Source organism: Methylobacterium sp. E-005, assembly GCF_022829725.1.
Lineage (GTDB): Bacteria > Pseudomonadota > Alphaproteobacteria > Rhizobiales > Beijerinckiaceae > Methylobacterium.
Map to the genome: position 1 here is coordinate 42,945 of NZ_JAKSYG010000157.1, position 15,658 is coordinate 58,602.

At 69.4% G+C, this 15,658-nt stretch carries 17 protein-coding genes; 3 read left to right on the plus strand and 14 right to left on the minus strand.

All coding sequences use genetic code 11. The features are described from left to right. Nucleotides 1–59: 59 nt before the first annotated feature. The 7 genes from MKK88_RS17310 to MKK88_RS17335 form a co-directional block, all read right to left on the minus strand. Nucleotides 60–500 (minus strand): hypothetical protein, encoded by a 441-nt coding sequence (locus tag MKK88_RS17310; RefSeq protein ID WP_244001814.1) that lies wholly within the window; start codon nucleotides 498–500, stop codon nucleotides 60–62. A gap of 132 nt (nucleotides 501–632) precedes the next feature. Then, nucleotides 633–2,459 (minus strand): glutamine--fructose-6-phosphate transaminase (isomerizing), encoded by a 1,827-nt coding sequence (glmS, locus tag MKK88_RS17315; protein ID WP_244001816.1) that lies wholly within the window; start codon nucleotides 2,457–2,459, stop codon nucleotides 633–635. 167 nt (nucleotides 2,460–2,626) lie between these two features. Then, nucleotides 2,627–2,899 carry a hypothetical protein gene (locus MKK88_RS33860; protein ID WP_279602363.1) on the minus strand — a complete coding sequence of 91 codons (273 nt, stop codon included), beginning with the start codon at nucleotides 2,897–2,899 and terminating at the stop codon, nucleotides 2,627–2,629. Further along, nucleotides 2,872–3,561, minus strand: a complete 690-nt coding sequence (locus MKK88_RS17320; RefSeq protein WP_279602364.1) for a bile acid:sodium symporter family protein — start codon at nucleotides 3,559–3,561, stop codon at nucleotides 2,872–2,874. The genes MKK88_RS33860 and MKK88_RS17320 overlap by 28 nt, the downstream gene beginning before the upstream one ends. Before the next feature lie 293 nt (nucleotides 3,562–3,854). After that, nucleotides 3,855–4,574 (minus strand): cytochrome c biogenesis CcdA family protein, encoded by a 720-nt coding sequence (locus MKK88_RS17325; protein WP_244001818.1) that lies wholly within the window; start codon nucleotides 4,572–4,574, stop codon nucleotides 3,855–3,857. 5 nt (nucleotides 4,575–4,579) lie between these two features. Next, complete coding sequence (locus MKK88_RS17330) at nucleotides 4,580–4,969, minus strand: thioredoxin family protein (RefSeq protein ID WP_244001820.1); 390 nt, start codon at nucleotides 4,967–4,969, stop codon at nucleotides 4,580–4,582. A gap of 41 nt (nucleotides 4,970–5,010) precedes the next feature. Continuing rightward, nucleotides 5,011–5,811 carry a pentapeptide repeat-containing protein gene (locus MKK88_RS17335; protein ID WP_244001822.1) on the minus strand — a complete coding sequence of 267 codons (801 nt, stop codon included), beginning with the start codon at nucleotides 5,809–5,811 and terminating at the stop codon, nucleotides 5,011–5,013. A gap of 185 nt (nucleotides 5,812–5,996) precedes the next feature. Between MKK88_RS17335 and MKK88_RS17340 the strand changes: the two genes are divergently transcribed. After that, entirely contained in the window at nucleotides 5,997–6,671 is a 675-nt protein-coding gene (locus MKK88_RS17340; protein ID WP_244001823.1) for a Crp/Fnr family transcriptional regulator, read from the plus strand. A gap of 120 nt (nucleotides 6,672–6,791) precedes the next feature. Here the strand turns inward: MKK88_RS17340 and glmU are convergent, their stop codons facing one another. The 6 genes from glmU to MKK88_RS17370 form a co-directional block, all read right to left on the minus strand. After that, entirely contained in the window at nucleotides 6,792–8,168 is a 1,377-nt protein-coding gene (gene glmU, locus MKK88_RS17345; protein ID WP_244001826.1) for a bifunctional UDP-N-acetylglucosamine diphosphorylase/glucosamine-1-phosphate N-acetyltransferase GlmU, read from the minus strand. Between the two features lie 73 nt (nucleotides 8,169–8,241). Further along, a complete protein-coding gene (gene rpoN / locus MKK88_RS17350; protein WP_244001828.1) occupies nucleotides 8,242–9,813 on the minus strand; it encodes an RNA polymerase factor sigma-54 in 1,572 nt (523 codons plus the stop codon). A gap of 417 nt (nucleotides 9,814–10,230) precedes the next feature. After that, complete coding sequence (locus tag MKK88_RS17355) at nucleotides 10,231–10,593, minus strand: hypothetical protein (RefSeq protein WP_244001830.1); 363 nt, start codon at nucleotides 10,591–10,593, stop codon at nucleotides 10,231–10,233. 4 nt (nucleotides 10,594–10,597) lie between these two features. Then, on the minus strand, nucleotides 10,598–10,828 hold the full coding sequence (locus MKK88_RS17360) for a hypothetical protein (protein ID WP_244001832.1): 231 nt from the start codon (nucleotides 10,826–10,828) through the stop codon (nucleotides 10,598–10,600). Nucleotides 10,829–10,927: 99 nt separating this feature from the next. Then, on the minus strand, nucleotides 10,928–12,514 hold the full coding sequence (locus MKK88_RS17365) for a glucan biosynthesis protein (RefSeq protein WP_244001834.1): 1,587 nt from the start codon (nucleotides 12,512–12,514) through the stop codon (nucleotides 10,928–10,930). A 78-nt stretch (nucleotides 12,515–12,592) separates the two neighbouring features. After that, complete coding sequence (locus MKK88_RS17370; protein ID WP_244001836.1) at nucleotides 12,593–13,258, minus strand: SCO family protein; 666 nt, start codon at nucleotides 13,256–13,258, stop codon at nucleotides 12,593–12,595. Nucleotides 13,259–13,435: 177 nt separating this feature from the next. Here MKK88_RS17370 and MKK88_RS17375 point away from each other — a divergent pair, with 177 nt between their 5' ends. Next, nucleotides 13,436–14,338, plus strand: coding sequence for an MBL fold metallo-hydrolase (locus tag MKK88_RS17375; RefSeq protein ID WP_244001838.1), 903 nt, complete (start codon nucleotides 13,436–13,438; stop codon nucleotides 14,336–14,338). Nucleotides 14,339–14,407: 69 nt separating this feature from the next. Here the strand turns inward: MKK88_RS17375 and MKK88_RS17380 are convergent, their stop codons facing one another. Then, the gene (locus MKK88_RS17380; protein WP_244001840.1) at nucleotides 14,408–14,755 is read right to left on the minus strand and encodes a winged helix-turn-helix domain-containing protein; all 348 of its coding nucleotides are present in this window, start codon (nucleotides 14,753–14,755) and stop codon (nucleotides 14,408–14,410) included. 106 nt (nucleotides 14,756–14,861) lie between these two features. On the opposite strand from MKK88_RS17380, the gene MKK88_RS17385 reads away from it, so the two are divergent. Continuing rightward, the gene (locus MKK88_RS17385; RefSeq protein WP_244001842.1) at nucleotides 14,862–15,608 is read left to right on the plus strand and encodes a glucose 1-dehydrogenase; all 747 of its coding nucleotides are present in this window, start codon (nucleotides 14,862–14,864) and stop codon (nucleotides 15,606–15,608) included. Nucleotides 15,609–15,658 lie beyond the last annotated feature (50 nt).

Consider the following 15,658-nt stretch of genomic DNA (forward strand, 5'->3'; position numbering starts at 1 on the left):
TGGCGGGCCGCATGCGGACATGCGGCATCGTGCGGGCGCTCACGCCCGCGGCATCGGGTTCAGGCTCGAGGTGGCTCGGGTAGCGGTGTCCCAGGCACGCTGTGGAAGGCCGCTGCTGCCGGCCAAGGCAAGCTCGCGCGCGTTGCGATGGGGGCCGTGAGCACGACCGCCGCAGGCAGGAGCGGAGCGACGGTCGCCAGACAGAGCGCCATCAAGGGACAAGTCTTGGTGCAGTCGGGCTTGGCCGCAGGCTCATGCGGGCAGCAGGGCATGTCATCCATGTCCATGCCGGCCCGGTCGCCCGACCCCGCGTCGTGATGAGCCATGTGGGCATGGTCCATCCCGGTCATCCCATGGTCGAGATCCGTCACCGGGTCGTGATCGTGGAGCACGGGCGCGTGCAGGCCCGCAATGGCCGCGGGCGCGGTCACCGGCGTCAGGGCGAGACTGAGGACCGCGAGGAGCGGCAACAGCCGCCGAAGGGCGAGCCAGAAATGCACGGGAGGAGAATGCCAAATTACCGGTCGGTGCGGAAGTCACCCCGACCGGGTTTCGAAACCCGCGACGGGCCGGGCCGGTTGCGCGCCCGCGAGACCGGCGCCGTTGGGCGGCCGGCCACGGCGAGGGCGCCCCTATTCCACCGTCACCGACTTGGCGAGGTTGCGCGGCTGGTCCACGTCTTTCCCCATGAACACCGCCGTGTGGTAGGCGAGCAGCTGGATCGGCACCGCGTAGACGATCGGCGCGACCGTGGCGTCCAGCGCCGGCATGGTGAAGGTCGCGAGCGTGTCGAGCCCGTGCTCGGCCGCCCCCTTCGCGTCGCCGATCAGCACGATGCGCCCGCCGCGGGCCGCCACCTCCTGCATGTTGGAGACCGTCTTCTCGAACACCGCGTCGTGCGGCGCGATCACGATCACCGGCACGCTCTCGTCGATCAGCGCGATCGGCCCATGCTTCAGCTCCCCCGCCGCGTAGCCCTCGGCATGGATGTAGCTGATCTCCTTGAGCTTCAGTGCGCCTTCCAAAGCCATCGGGTAGCTGGTGCCGCGGCCGAGATAGAGCACGTCCCGCGCCTTCGCGACCTCCCGGGCGAGGCCCTCGATCGCGGCCTCCTGGGTCAGCGCCTCCGCCATCAGGCCCGGCGCCTTGATCAGCGCATCGACCAAGCGCTTCTCGCCGGCCGCATCCAAAGTGCCGCGCGCCCGGCCGGCCGCGATGGCGAGGCAGAGCAGCACGGTGAGCTGACAGGAGAACGCCTTCGTGGAAGCGACTCCGATCTCCGGTCCGGCCAAAGTCGGCATCACCACGGAGGATTCCCGCGCGATGGTCGAGGTCGGCACGTTGACCACGCTCAGCGTGTGCTGGCCCTGGCTCTGGGCGTAGCGGAGCGAGGCCAGCGTGTCGGCGGTCTCGCCCGATTGCGAGATAACCAGTGTCAGCCCGTCCTTTTCCAGGGGCGCCTCGCGGTAGCGGGCCTCCGAGGCGACGTCGATCTCCACCGGCAGGCGCGCCACCTGCTCGAACCAGTACCGGGCGACGAGCCCCGCGTAATAGGCCGTGCCGCAGGCCGTGATGTAGACACGGCTGAGCTTGGCGAAATCGAACGGCAAAGCCTCGGGCAGCATCACCCGGCCATTCGCCATATCGACGTAGTGGGCGAGCGTGCGGCCCACGACCTCGGGCTGCTCGTGAATCTCCTTGGCCATGAAGTGGCGGTACTCGCCCTTGTCGATCCGATAGGCCTGCGTGGCGATTTTCTGCCGGGGGCGGTCGACCGTCGCACCCGATGCGTCGCGGATCTCGGCGCCGTTCCGGGTCAGAATCGCCCAGTCGCCCTCGTCGAGATAGGTGAGTGCGTCGGTGAACGGGGCGAGCGCCAGGGCGTCCGAGCCGAGATAGGTCTCGCCCTCCCCGTAACCGACCGCGAGCGGCGCGCCGTGCCGGGCGCCGATCAGCAGGTTCTCCTCGCCGGCGAACAGGAAGCCCAGCGCGAAGGCCCCGCGCAGCCGCGGCAGGGCGGCGGCGACCGCTTCGACCGGGCCCATCTGCCGGTCCATGTTGCGGCTGACGAGCTGGGCGACGACCTCGGTGTCGGTCTCGGTCTCGAAGACCACGCCGTCGGCCTCGAGCTCCTGCTTCAGCTCGCGGAAGTTCTCGATGATCCCGTTATGCACGACCGCCAGCCGCTTGGTTGCGTGCGGATGGGCATTGATCTCGTTGGGCCGCCCGTGGGTGGCCCAGCGCGTGTGGCCGATGCCGATCGTACCGGTGAGCGGCTCACGCTCCAGCCGCGCCTCGAGGTTGACGAGTTTGCCGGAGGCCCGGCGGCGCTCCAGGCGGCCATGCTCCAGGGTGGCGATGCCGGCCGAATCGTAGCCGCGATATTCGAGTCGGCGCAGGGCCTCGATCACCTGACCCGCCACCGCGTCGCGCCCGACGATGCCGACGATGCCGCACATGGGATGTCTCTCGCTCTGATGCCGGGGTCACCGCGCGTCCGAGCCGCACGAGGTCCAGGCCGCTCCGCTCACCGCCGAGCCAAGCGTGACTTGTACCGGATCGAGGCGTCGCAGGGCCAGCCCCGGCCGCGCCGATGCGGATGCGCGTCGGCGCCCCTGCCATCCGCCTACGAGGGGGCGGACCCGCGCGCGGCGATCGCCCGGCTCCGGCCGGACCAGTAGCCAGCCAGGACCGAGCCCGACAGGTTGTGCCAGACGGAGAAGACCGCCCCCGGCAGGGCGGCCAGCGGCGAGAAGTAGAGCTTGCCCAAAGCTGCCGCGAGGCCGGAATTCTGCATGCCGACTTCGAGCGCCAGGGTGCGGCAGGTGCTTTCATCGAAGCCGAGCAGCCGCCCGCTCCAATAGCCGCAGACTAGGCCGGCTCCGTTGTGCAGGACCACCGCCAGCAGCACGAGGGGCCCGACCGCGGCGATGCTCCCCCCGGGCTGCCCGCCACGACGGCGCCGATGATCAGCAGGATGGCGGCCATCGACACGGCGGGCAGCGCGCGCTCGAAGCGCCCGACGAGGCGCGGCGCGAGCCGGTTGAGCGCCAGCCCCAGGGCCACCGGCGCGGCCACGATCTCCACGAGGCTGGCCAGGAGCCCCGCCACGTCGACCGGCACGGCGGCGTCGACGTAAAGCCGCACCAAGAGCGGCGTCGCCACGAGGCCCACCAGCGTCGAGGCCGTGGCGATGGTCACCGACAGCGCGACATCGCCGCCGGCGATGTAGACCACCAGGGTGGAGCTCGTGCCGCTGGCGACGCTGCCGACCAGCACCATGCCGGTCGTGAGTTCCGTGCCCATGCCGAGGGCGTGGGCGATGGCCCAGGCGGCCGCCGGCATCACGAGGTAGTGGACGACGATTCCAGCCGCGACCGGCGCGGGCCGGGCCAGGATCCGGCCGAAATCCGCGGGCGTCAGCGTCACGCCGAGGGCGAACATGATCACGGCCAGCAGGGCGGCGACGTGCGGGAGCACCGGGAGGAACACGCCCGGCGCAAAATAGGCCGTGGCCGCGGCCAGGATGGCGCAGACGGGGAACAGGCGGTTGAGCAGCATCGCGGGCCGATGTCCGGACAGGCGGCGGCCGTGTCCCAGTTGCACCGACATGCGTCAAGCTTGAACGTCTCCAGCAGGCATCGCCGTCGGGTTCTCGCCTCCGCTTGCTGGGGCGCTGACGGTCTCCCATCCATCAACCTGAGGGAGGCTTCCGGGACGGGCGGACGACCTGTCGGACAATCGGCATTGGTCCGATCCTGAAGGGTCGCTCGCGGCGATTTACAGCCGATCCGCTGTTGGCCATCGGTTGCGCCCCAAGACGTTCGACCGGACCCCCCCCGCCGCCGCTCGACTCAGAGGCGCGTGGTCAGGCTCGTCAGCCAATCCGGTGAAGCATTGACCAGAGCGGTCTCCGCAGCCTTGTCGTAGCCCGTGACGATCATCAACCCGGTGGCCACCAGGATCAGGCCCAGTGCGGCCTTCAACCCTTTGCCCAACCCCATCATCCGATTGCGCCACCGCATCAGCACCTCCCGGGATAGGGCGCCGAGCAGGAGCAGGGGAAGTGCCGCCCCGAGGCCGAACACCACCATGGTGAGCCCGACGGTACCGAGGTCGCGCCCCTGCGAGGCCAGCAGCGAGGCCGCGCCGAGGGTCGGCCCGACACAGGGGCTCCAGACCGCGCCAAGCAAGAGCCCGACACCGAACTGACCGAGGAGACCAGCGGTCGAGAAGCCGCCGAATCGGCTCTCGGCCCAGTTGCTTGCCGGGCCCGCGGCGGTGGCCAGGCGGGTCTGCGCTGCCGGTACCATCAGGACCAGCCCGAGCAGAATCAGCAGGATGGCCGCGCCGATTCGGAACACCCCCGCATCGAGGCCGACGGCGAACCCAATGGTGGCGACGAAGAGCCCGATGGCCACGAACGACAAGGCGAGGCCGGCGGCGAGGGCGACAGGGCCGAACCTGTGCTCCGATGCGGCCGCGCCCAGCACCAGCGGCAGGAGGGGGAGCACGCAGGGCGACAGCACCGAGAGGAGGCCCGCCAGAAATGCGAGGCCGAATGTCGTGGCCATGCGACCTACAGCGCCTTCTCGACGGCGCCCTCGATCCATTCCGGCTGGGTCTCGCCCACCGAGCGTCCGGTCTCCTTCTCGCCCTTGAAGGTGATGAGCGTGCTCTGCATCGTCGCGCCGAACCGCTTCAGCACGTCCTTGCGGCTGTCGAAATCGACATCGAAGACCTGAAGATCCTTGAACCGCGGCTGCGCTTCGAGCTTGGCGAGGATCGGCTTCTGCGCGGCGCAGACGGTGCACCAGGGCGCCGTGACGTGAACGAGTATCGGCTTGCCCGCCTTCTGAGCCGCTTCGAAAGCGTCCGGCGTGTAGGTCATCTCGGACGCGATGGCGGCGGTGCCGAACAGAAGGGGCGCAACCGTAAAGGCGCGGAGCAGAATACGGCGGGTGTTCATGGGCTCGGTCTCCGTGATGTCGCGCAGGGGTAGGTGGAATCTCAGTTCGGTGCCCGGGTGATGGCGCGATCAGCGTTCACGCGCTCGGCCCAGTCCTTCGCGCTGTCCTGACCCCTCAGGTCGATCAGCCGGGCACCGCTGACATCGACGTTCTTGAAGTCCGCGCCGGCGATGGTGGCTCCGGTCAGGTTTGCGCCGGACAGGTCCGATCCCATCAACACCACGTCGGTGAGGTCGGCGTCCTTCAGGTCGGCGTATTCCAGGCGCGATCGCCCGAGATCGGCGCCCTTGAGATGGGCACCGGCCAAGTTCACCGAGGTGAACACCGCCCGCATCAGGCCCATGGACTGGTTCCTGATATCCGCACCGCCCTTGAGGTCGACCAGCGTCGCGCCGCCCATGTTGGCACCCTTGAAGTCGCCGATCGGCATTGAGCGGCTGAGGTCGGCGCCGCCGAAGTCGGCGTCCCGGGCGGTGATGCCGAACATCTTCGCATCCGCGAGCTTGGCGCCGGACAGGTCGGCCTTGATGAACCACGCCTGTTCGAGGTTCGCGCCGCTCAGATCGGCGCCGCGCAGATTGGCCTTGTTCAGGCGCGCGGTCCGCAGGTTGACGCCCCGGAGGTTCAGCCCGGAGAGATCGAGGCCCGACAGCGCCTTGTCGTGCAAATCGATGGGCTTTCCGTCCGCGGCCTTGATCATCGCCTCGACGTCGGCCCGGCTCATCTCGGCTTTCGTCATCGCCGGCGAGGCCATGTCGGCGCCGAGGAGCAGGTCCTGTTCCGCCGCCGCGGGGCCGGCAGCCAGGGCGGCGAGCAGGAAGCTCAGGGCGAGGCGGCGCATCGGTTCACTCCCAGGGGGCGCCATGCGGGGCCGGCGCCCGTATCGTGTTCGTTGTGGCGCGATGCTATGCCGGGCCGCTGCAATCGGTCGGTGACCCAGGTCACACAAGTCCGGCGCAGTGGGAGAAAAACGCAACGGACGCCGGACGATCAGGCCATCGTCGTGGCCAGAGGACGACGCCAGCCATGACGGACGCGCAGAAGGTTGAGCACTGGATCGACCGGTTTCCCATCATCCGTACCCTCAGCCCCGCGCATCTCCAGATTGCCCGGGGAACGGTGCATTTCCCGGTGCTGGACGCGGGAGCCGTCGCCTACGAACTGGATGGGGATTGCGCCAACTACCTGATGTGCCTGGAGGGCCGCACGCGGATCTTCCGCATTTCGGAGGGTGGGCGCGAGGTCTTGATCTACAAGGTCGGCCCCGGTGGCACCTGCGCCCTGACCACGCAGTGCCTCCTGTCCGGCGGCACCTTCCCGGCGCAGAGCGTGGCCGAGGAGCGGACCGAACTCGCGGCGCTGCCGGTGAGCACGTTCCAGCACCTGATGGGCGACAGCGCGGCCTTCCGCAGCTTCGTCATGGACGACTACACGCGGCTGATGTCCAGCTTGTTCACGCTGATCGACGAGGTTGCGTTCGCGCCGCTGAAGCAGCGCTTGGCGCAACGGTTGCTCGCCGAAGCCGATCCTCGGGGGATCGCCGCGGTGACGCACCAGAAGCTGGCGGATGATGTCGGCAGCGTGCGCGAGGTGGTGAGTCGCATCTTGGCTCAGTGGGCCGAGGCGGGTCTGATCGAGCTGCGACGCGGTGCGGTCGAGATCGTCGACCGCAGGAGCCTGGAGGTTGCTGGTCGGCGGTGATCGGCGGCTCGCGGTCGTCCGTCGGGACGGCCGGGACGGATCGCGCGTTTCGCGTGCACGGATCCCGAACAGCCGTCGCACCATCGCGTCGAGCGGGCGCAGACCCCTGATCTGCGACCCTCAGCGTCCCCCGCGCAGGGCCTTCTCGGCGAGCAGCGCCGCCCGCTTCAGCTTCGCCCATCCCGGCTTCACCGCCTGCCGGCCGCGGGCAACCGCCATGGCGTCAGCCGGCACGTCGTCGGTGATCACCGAGCCGGAGGCTACGTAAGCGCCCTCCCCCACGGTCACGGGCGCCACCAGCGCGGAATTCGAGCCGATGAAGGCGTGGGCGCCGATCACGGTGCGGTGCTTGAGCACCCCGTCGTAATTACAGGTGATCGTGCCGGCGCCGATATTGGCCTTCGCGCCGATCTCCGCGTCGCCGAGATAGGTCAGGTGCGCGGCCTTCGCACCCGCGCCCATCCGAGCGTTCTTCAGCTCGACGAAGTTGCCGAGTTCGGCGCCGCTCTCCAGCACCGCGTGCCCGCGCAACCGCACGAACGGCCCGATCCCAACAGCGGCCTTCAGCTCGGTTTCGGTGAGATGCGCGAAGGCCCGCACGGTGCAGCCGTCACCGACCCGCACGCCCGGGCCGAACACCACGTTGGGCTCCACGATGACATCGCGTCCCAGCACCGTGTCGTAGCTCAGGAACACCGTCTCGGGGGCGACCAGGGTGGCGCCGCCCAGCATGGCGTTGTGCCGGAGCCGGCCCTGGATCGCCGCCTCGGCGACGCTGAGCTGCACACGGTCGTTGACGCCCTGCGCCTCGGCCTCATCCACCGATACGACGGTGACCGACAGGCCGTCCGCCGCCGCGAGCGCGACGGCATCCGGCAGATAGTATTCGCCGGCGGCGTTGTCGTTGCCGATGCGGGTGAGCAACGACAGGGCATGCCGTCCGGACAGGGCCATCAGCCCGGCATTGCACTGGGTCACGGCGCGCTCGGCCGCGCTCGCATCCTTCTCCTCACGGATCGCCAGGACGCGGCTGCCCTCGGTGAGCACCCGGCCATACCCGGTGGGCGATGGGCTCTCGAAGGCCAGCACCGCGACCGCGGCACCGTCCGCCAGCGGCGCGCGCAATCTCAAGAAGGTATCGGCGGTCACGAGCGGCGTGTCGCCGAAGGCGATCACCACGTCATCGTCGGGATCGGCGAGCATGTCCCGGGCGGCCAGCACCGCATGGGCCGTGCCCAGGCGCTCGGCCTGCGGGAAGACCTGCGCGCCCGGGGCCTCTTTCGCGATCTCGGCGGCGACGTCGTCGCGACCGGGCTCGGCCACCACGGCGATCCGGCCGGCGCCGGCCGCCTGCACAGCTGCCAGGACGTGGCCGAGCATGCTCCGCCCGGCGATCCGGTGGAGTACCTTCGGCAGGTCCGAGCGCATCCGCGTGCCCTTCCCGGCCGCGAGCACGATGGCGGTGAGACTGCGCGGGGGCGTTCGGGTCGGAGTCATCGCGGGTCCAGGCGTCGGGATTCGGCCCCACGGATGGGCCGGACCGCCGCCGTGCGCAAGTCCGGCCGCGGCTTCAGCGCAGCGCGAGGGCCGCGTGGTGGACCGAGCCGTGGGCGAAGTGTTCCCGGCGGCGCTCGATCGAGCTCGGGATCCGCAGGGATTCCCGGTACTTGGCCACGGTCCGCCGGGCGATGTCGACGCCCTCGCCGCGCAGCTTCTGAACGAGCGCATCGTCGGAGAGCACGTCGTCCGGCGTTTCGCCGTCCACGAGCTGTTTGATCCGGTGGCGGACGGCCTCCGAGGAATGTGCCGCCGCGCCCGCCGCCCCCGGGATCGCCGCGGTGAAGAAGTACTTCATCTCCAGTGTGCCGCGGCTCGTGCCGATCGCCTTGTTGGAGGTGACCCGCGAGACGGTCGATTCGTGCATGCCGATCGCTTCCGCGACCGTCTTCAAGTTGAGCGGGCGCAGATGCGTCACGCCGTACATGAAGAACCCGTCCTGCTGGCGCACGATCTCGGTGGCGACCTTCAGGATCGTGCGGGCGCGCTGCTCCAGCGAACGCGTGAGCCAGTTGGCGTTCTGCAGCGCTTCCGACAGGAAGGCCTTGTCGCCCTCGGCGGTCGCGCCGCGCACGACCCGGGCATAGTAGCTCTGGTTCACGAGGACCCGCGGCAGGGCCTCGCTGTTCAGTTCGACCAGCCAGGAGCCGTCCGGCGCCGCGCGCACGAACACGTCGGGGATCAGAACCTCCGCGGCGTGCGAGCCGAAGGCCCGGCCGGGCTTCGGATCGAGCCGGCGGATCTCGCCCAGCATGTCGACCAGATCCTCGTCGTCCACGCCACAGAGGCGACGCAGGGCGCCGAAATCGCGCTTGGCCACGAGGTCAAGGCGCGAGACGAGCGCCTGCATGGCCGGATCGAACCGATCGCGCTCGCGCAGCTGGATCGCCAGGCATTCCGCGAGGTCGCGGGCGGCGACCCCGGGCGGGTCGAAGGTCTGAACCAAGCTCAAGACGCGCGCCACGATCTCCGTCCCGGCGCCGAGGCGCTCGGCGACGGCCTCGACCGATTCGCGCAGGTATCCGGCCTCGTCCACTGCATCGACGAGGAAGCCGCCGATCAGCCGCTCCATCGGGTTGCGCGTCGCGAGCTCGAGCTGCCCCGCGAGGTGGTCGCGCAGGGAGGTCTCCGCCGTGAGGGTGGCCTCGAAATCCGGGGCCTCCGCGTCGAAGCTGCCGCCGGTGCTGCCATAGGGCGGCGGCGTCAGCGAGAGCATATCGCCGCCGCCGACCTCCCGCGCCTGGACCGGCCCATCATCGGGGAAGACGTTGTCGAGGCGCGTATCGAAATCGCCCTCGATCTCGCCGCGGCTCGGGTTAAGCTCGGCGGACAGCCAGGATTCGGGCTCGGCCGCCTCGAAGCCATCGGCGGTTCCCTCCTCCGCGTAGGTGGGCTCGGCCGTCTCGGCAGTGCCGGACGGTTCGGCCTCGGCCCGTTCCAGGAGGGGGTTTCGCTCCAGCTCGGCCTCGACATAGGCGGCGAGATCGAGCTGCGAGAGTTGGAGAAGCTTGATCGCTTGCAGGAGCTGCGGCGTCATCACCAGGGCTTGGCCCTGACGCACTTCCAGCCGTTGCACCAAACTCATGCGAGGCCCCGATGCCCTTCCAGCGCGGTTAGCCGGCAGCCGCCGTATGGCCGGCGGCATAAATCTTGCTTTCGCTAGTTTTGCCTCTTTAGCCCGATCACGGCCGCCCGTCAAAGTGCGGGCCAGCTAGTGCAGTTCTGGCCGGGGCACCCGGTCGCTTTGCGCACCGGATGAAGCGGATCCCGTGTTGAAGCGGGCAACCTAAAGGCGCTCCGTTAAGACGAGGTTCGTGCGGTATCGTCCCTCCGCACGCCGGATCCGGCCCAGGTTATCCACACCTGCCGAGCTCAGATTCGTCGGTTTGCGGAGCCTGCCACGTGACCCTGGCATCTGCGCGACACGAAACCCGCCCGAAGTGTCCCGGGGCTGCCTCGCCTGCGCTCTGGGATGTTTATTCGCGCCTCGTGAGCAATCCGCTCACCAGCCGCAATTGGGAACCGGTGGCTGAGCTTTGGCGAGCGCCGACTTCTCGATCTGCACCATGGCGCCCCAGGCGTATTTCTGCGCGTGGGGCGTGACGTTGGTGAACAGGCAGCCGAGCTGGAAATGGGTTGCGCCCATCTCGCCCGAGAAGGCCATGCAATCCACGAAGGTCCAGGTCTTGGGGACGGGAGTCATCGAGCGCCAGCGCGGCATCGCCACTGGCGAGCAGACCTTCGCGGCGCCGGCCGCTTCGTCCGCGTTGAGGGCGTCCCCGGGCGCCTGTGCCGCCGCTGGGCCGAAAGCCAGGGCGAGCGGAATCAGCGCAGCGCAGGCGCGGAGGCGGCCATATCGCATCATTGGGTCAGTGCATCGTTCGCCAAAGGGTCGCGAGGATCGCGAAGCCGACCAGATTATAGAGGATCGCCCAGAGCCAGACACCCAGGATGGCACGGCTGGGCTCGCGTGGCCTCTGGCGGCCGAGGTTCAGCCGATGCCGATCCTCCGGCGTCGGCCAGATCGCGCTCTTGGGCGCCCGGAGCAGGCGCGTGAGCGCTTCGGGCAGGTTGGGGCCGGGCGGTCGTTCGCCGTTCATGACGGCCTCGGATGCGACAAGCGGGCTGTGTCCACAACCCCTGCCGGGCTTCTACGAGGGCAGCCCCGGCCCGGCAATGCCGCCCGAGCCGCCGGGCGGCTAGAGAACCGTTCCCGGCGTCTCCGGATCGTAGCGATATGCCCAGGTCTCGGAGAGCAGTTTGTCGCCGGACTTCAGCTGCAGCCGCATCTCCACCGGTTCCGGACCCTCGGCATAGACTTTCAGGAAGACCCGCCAGGGACTCGGCTTGCCGTAGGGCGCCCAGGTCGCGCCGACCTCCTCGGCACTGCCGCGCGAGAGGGTCAGAGCGACCGTTGCCGTCTCGGGATCGAGCCCCGCCAGGGCCGCGCCCTGGAATTCCAGCACGAATTGCCGGACGAGATTGGCCCGGCCCGGGCGGCGATCCGCCTCGGTGAGCCAGGAGGCCTTTGTGGCCCGGGTGGCGACGCAGCGGGCGAGATCGGTCGCCACCGGCTCCTGCACGGTCCAGCGCAGGCGATAGGCGAAGCTGCGTTCGTCCCCGGCCTTTGGCGGATCGGCCGGCACCCACAGCGCGCCGATATTGTCGTCGGTCTCCTGATGGGTCGGGATCTCGATGAGCTGGACACTGCCCTTCCCCCAATCCCCCTGCGGCTCGACCCAGATGTCGGGCCGGTTCTCCTCGAACCCGTCATCGATATAGTGGTCGAAAGTGCGGTCGCGCTGGAGCAGGCCGAAGCCCCTGGGCGACTGGTCCGCAAAGGCGCTGACGCTGAGCCGCGACGGGTTGTTGAGCGGGCGCCAGATCAGTTCGCCGGCCCCGGTGTGCATCAGCAGCCCGTCGGAATCATGGACCTCCGGCCGCCAATCGCTGGCGACGAACCGGCTCATCCCCTCCGAGTACCAGAGCATCGAGGTGAGTGGCGCCATGCCGAACCGCTCGACACTCTTGCGCATGTAGAGCGTGCAGGCGACGTCGATCACGACGTGCGGCGCCTTGCGGGCGATGAACCGGTAGGCGCCGGTCAAGCTCGGCCCCTCCAGGAGGGCGAGCACCGTGACTGCGCCCTCCGCGGCCGGACTGACGTAGAAGCGGGTGAAGACCGGGAATTCTTCCGTCTTGCCCGGACCCGGGGCCGTGTCGATGGCGATGCCCCGGGCCGAGGCGCCGTACTGTTCCCCGTCGCCCGCGGCGCGGAAGTAGGAGGCGCCCAGGAAGGCCAGCCAGTCGCCGTCGTCCCCGGGCTGGCCGGCGGGGTATTTCTGGTAACGGAAGCCCGCGAAGCCGGCGCCGTCCGGCACGTCCTTGGCGGGGTTGCCGGGCGGGTAGGTGAACAGGTCGTGGCTGTAGAGCACCGGGCGAGCCTGCCCGCCTTCGAGCGCGTAGATCTGCACCGGGTGCCGGAAGAAGTTGCCGAGGTGAAAGAAGGTCACCGGATAGGGGCTGTCGGCGTAGAGCGCCTGCGCGGGCGGATAGCGGATCTCCTGCAGGGGCCCGTACGTCAGGGCGTCGAGGGCCTTCGTACCGGGTGCTTCCGGTGGCGGACTATACGGCCGGTCGCGCAGGCTCCGGGCAAGGCCTTTCAGCCGGTCGAGATCCATCGGCTCGGCCGGTCCGAGGCGCGGCCCGGCGGCGGCGAGCGCCGATTTCGGCAGGGGACTCAGAGCGAGGAGCCCGAGGGCGGTCAGGACGCGACGCGTGATCAAGCGGAAGCCTCGGCGAATCGGCCGGCCCTCAAGACCGGCGGCGCCCTGTAGCCAGGGCGGCGCTGCGGTGCAATTCGCTCAGCTCCGCGGTCCGCAGGTCCCGGTGGCGCCATTCGTCGACCACAGGTCAGCGCCGCCCCCGGGGGCGCATTGGCCGGGCAGCGCCAGGGTGATCAGCTTGGAGAGCGTCCGGTTCTCGTCCTCGCCGTAGCCAATCTCACCGACCATGCGGCCGGTCTTGTCGAACAGCGTGACGCTCGCCGAGTGCTCCATCGTGTAGTCGCCGTCCTTCATGGGCACGCGCCGGTAGGCGACATGGTAGGTATCGGCCATCCGCGCGACCTGATCCGGCGTGCCGACGAAGCCGCGGATCCGGGGATCGAACGCGGTGAGATAGTCGCGCAGCGACTCGGGGGTGTCGCGCTCCGGGTCTAGGGTGACGAAGACCACGTTGAGCCGGTCCGCGTCCCGTCCCATCCGGCTGAGCGCTGCCGAGAGGGTGGCGAGCGTCGTCGGGCAGACCTCGGGGCAATGGGTGAAGCCGAAGAACAGGGCGGTCGGTCGGCCCAGGAGATCGGCTTGGCTCACCGGGCGGCCGTCGAGATCCGCCATGGCGAAGGGACCGCCGACCTTGCGCGGGTGGCTGAAGTGCGAGCCCTGCTGCGCGACGATCGCCCCGGTTCCGACGGCGACGACGCCGATGAGGGCGGCGGAGGCGATGAGGGCGATCGGGCTCGGTGCCATGCTGTGACCTGCGACGGCGCGTCGATGTCCGCCATATGGGGTTCCCGTCGACCGACGCGATGCCGCGTGGGGTCGCAATGCCGGGGAACACGCATCGGGGCGGCCGGTTGCCCGGTCGAGAGCGGTCTCCGCGGTCGCGCAGGCCGCACCCCCTTCCCGCCCCATGCAGGAGCCGCCATGGCCCAGCAGATTCCCGTCGATCCGAAGGCCAGGGCCGACGACCCACGGCGCGATGCCGAGCGGGACGATGCGACCCACGCCATCACCGGCGATGTCGCCTATCGCCGCCTCGTTCTCGTCAACGTGGTGTTCGTTGGCGAACCCGACGCGGGGGATCGCGGCTGGGTTCTGGTCGATGCGGGCGTGATGGGCTCCAAGGGCGCCATCCTGTCGGCCGCCGAGGCGCGCTTCGGCGCCGGGGCGCGGCCTTCCGCGATCGTCCTCACCCATGGCCACTTCGACCATGTCGGTGTGCTGGAGGATCTCGCTTCGGAGTGGGATGTCCCGATCTATGCGCACGCGCTGGAGCGGCCCTATCTCGACGGCAGCGCCGCCTATCCCACGCCCGATCCGAGCGTCGGCGGCGGCCTGCTCGGCCGCATCTCGCCGCTTTACCCGACCCAGCCGGTGGACGTGTCCGAACGGCTGCTGGATCTGCCGCACGACAACTCGGTGCCCCCCCTCCCCGGCTGGCGCTGGGTTCACACGCCGGGCCATGCGCCAGGGCACATCTCACTCTGGCGCGGGGCGGACCGTACGCTGATCGCGGGCGACGCCTTCGTGACCGTGGCGCAGGAATCGGCCTACGCGGTGGCGGTCCAAGAGCCGGAACTGCACGGCCCGCCGATGTACCTGACGATCGATTGGGATGCGGCGCGGACCTCCGTGCGGGCGCTCGCCGCCCTCGAACCGGAGCGGGTGATCACCGGCCACGGCCGCCCGCTCCAGGGGCCGGAGATGCGCCGGGCACTCCAGGCCCTGGCGGCGGATTTCGATCGCGTCGCGGTACCCGCGCACGGGCGATTCGTCGAGAAACCGCTGCGCGCCGAAGACGGCTCGGCCTATCGGCCGCCGCGCTGAGACCAACCTTCGTTTCAAGCGCCTTGGGACGAGTTGCGCCGCGACTGCGGCATGCCCCGACCGACTGGTTCAGGACGACGGCCCCTCGCCGCCGTGGGAGCGTGCATAGGCGTTCATGATACCGGTCAGCAGACCCGGAAAACGTGCCTCCACTTCGAGGATCCGCGAGTGATTGCGCATCTCGATGCCGTGGCGTTCGCACCGGATCAGCCCGGCCTCGCGCAGCACCTTGATGTGGCTTGAGAGCGACGATTTCGGGATCACCCTGTCGCCGAGGGCGGCGACGGCCGAGCAGGCCTCGACGCAACCCTCGCGTGTGACTTGGGCGAATATAGCCGCGCGCGAAGGGTCCGACAGCGCATGGAGGATCGCCGCCGGCTGAACGTCCTCGATCGCAGGATGGAACAAGGGCCTCATCTATTATCCATACGGTCCTTGATCCGCCGTCCCATAGTTCCGAAATCCCGAACTATGGGATCATGGCCCTCGGTTTGAGGCCGGCCCATGGAGAAGGTTGGCGGACATGTCAAAGCTTGATGGGAAGGTTGCGGTGGTAACCGGCGCCTCGAAGGGGATCGGAGCGGCGATCGCCAGGACGTTGGCAAAGAGCGGCGCGACCGTGGTGGTCAATTACGCGTCGAGCAAGGCTGGCGCGGAGGCCGTGGTCGAGTCGATCACCGCGGCGGGCGGAAGGGCTGTCGCGGTGCCGGGCGACGTTTCCAACACCGCGCAGGCGGAGGGTCTGATCGAGGCTGCCGTCGAACGGTTCGGCAGGCTCGATATCGTGGTCAACAATTCCGGCGTCTACGAGTTCGCGGCCATCGCCGACGTGACTGAAGAGCAGTATCGCCGTCTGTTCGATATCAATGTGCTGGGCGTCCTGCTTGTCACGCGGGCTGCAGCCAAGCATCTCGGTGAAGGTGGCAGCATCGTCAACATTTCGTCGGCCGTCACGAGCGTCAACATGCCGACCACGGCGGTTTATACCGGGACGAAAGGTGCTGTGAACGCGATCTCGAGCGTTCTCGCCAACGAGCTGGCCCCACGCAAGATCCGGGTCAACGTGGTCAGCCCGGGCTACGTGGTAACCGAGGGCACCCATGCGGCGGGCGTCACCGGCTCCGAGATGGAGGCCGACATGGTCGCGAAAACGCCGCTCGGCCGTGCCGGCCAGCCGGACGATGTCGCCGAGGTGGTGGCGTTCCTCGCGTCCGACGAAGCCCGCTGGGTGACCGGTGAGGTGATCTTCGCCAGCGGCGGCACGCGCTGACCCGGAGACGACGCGCAGGCGCATGAATGCCCGACCGCGACGCGGCCGGG

Excerpts from the sequence above, each read along its gene's own strand:
- glmS (WP_244001816.1), bottom strand. The coding sequence starts at position 2,459 with ATGTGCGGCATCGTCGGCATCGTCGGGCGCGACGCGGTGGCGGGTCAG.
- MKK88_RS17320 (WP_279602364.1), bottom strand. The coding sequence starts at position 3,561 with ATGCTGCTCAACCGCCTGTTCCCCGTCTGCGCCATCCTGGCCGCGGCC.
- MKK88_RS17325 (WP_244001818.1), bottom strand. The coding sequence starts at position 4,574 with ATGGCCACGACATTCGGCCTCGCATTTCTGGCGGGCCTCCTCTCGGTG.
- MKK88_RS17330 (WP_244001820.1), bottom strand. The coding sequence starts at position 4,969 with ATGAACACCCGCCGTATTCTGCTCCGCGCCTTTACGGTTGCGCCCCTT.
- MKK88_RS17335 (WP_244001822.1), bottom strand. The coding sequence starts at position 5,811 with ATGCGCCGCCTCGCCCTGAGCTTCCTGCTCGCCGCCCTGGCTGCCGGC.
- MKK88_RS17340 (WP_244001823.1), top strand. The coding sequence starts at position 5,997 with ATGACGGACGCGCAGAAGGTTGAGCACTGGATCGACCGGTTTCCCATC.
- glmU (WP_244001826.1), bottom strand. The coding sequence starts at position 8,168 with ATGACTCCGACCCGAACGCCCCCGCGCAGTCTCACCGCCATCGTGCTC.
- rpoN (WP_244001828.1), bottom strand. The coding sequence starts at position 9,813 with ATGAGTTTGGTGCAACGGCTGGAAGTGCGTCAGGGCCAAGCCCTGGTG.
- MKK88_RS17355 (WP_244001830.1), bottom strand. The coding sequence starts at position 10,593 with ATGATGCGATATGGCCGCCTCCGCGCCTGCGCTGCGCTGATTCCGCTC.
- MKK88_RS17360 (WP_244001832.1), bottom strand. The coding sequence starts at position 10,828 with ATGAACGGCGAACGACCGCCCGGCCCCAACCTGCCCGAAGCGCTCACG.
- MKK88_RS17370 (WP_244001836.1), bottom strand. The coding sequence starts at position 13,258 with ATGGCACCGAGCCCGATCGCCCTCATCGCCTCCGCCGCCCTCATCGGC.
- MKK88_RS17375 (WP_244001838.1), top strand. The coding sequence starts at position 13,436 with ATGGCCCAGCAGATTCCCGTCGATCCGAAGGCCAGGGCCGACGACCCA.
- MKK88_RS17380 (WP_244001840.1), bottom strand. The coding sequence starts at position 14,755 with ATGAGGCCCTTGTTCCATCCTGCGATCGAGGACGTTCAGCCGGCGGCG.
- MKK88_RS17385 (WP_244001842.1), top strand. The coding sequence starts at position 14,862 with ATGTCAAAGCTTGATGGGAAGGTTGCGGTGGTAACCGGCGCCTCGAAG.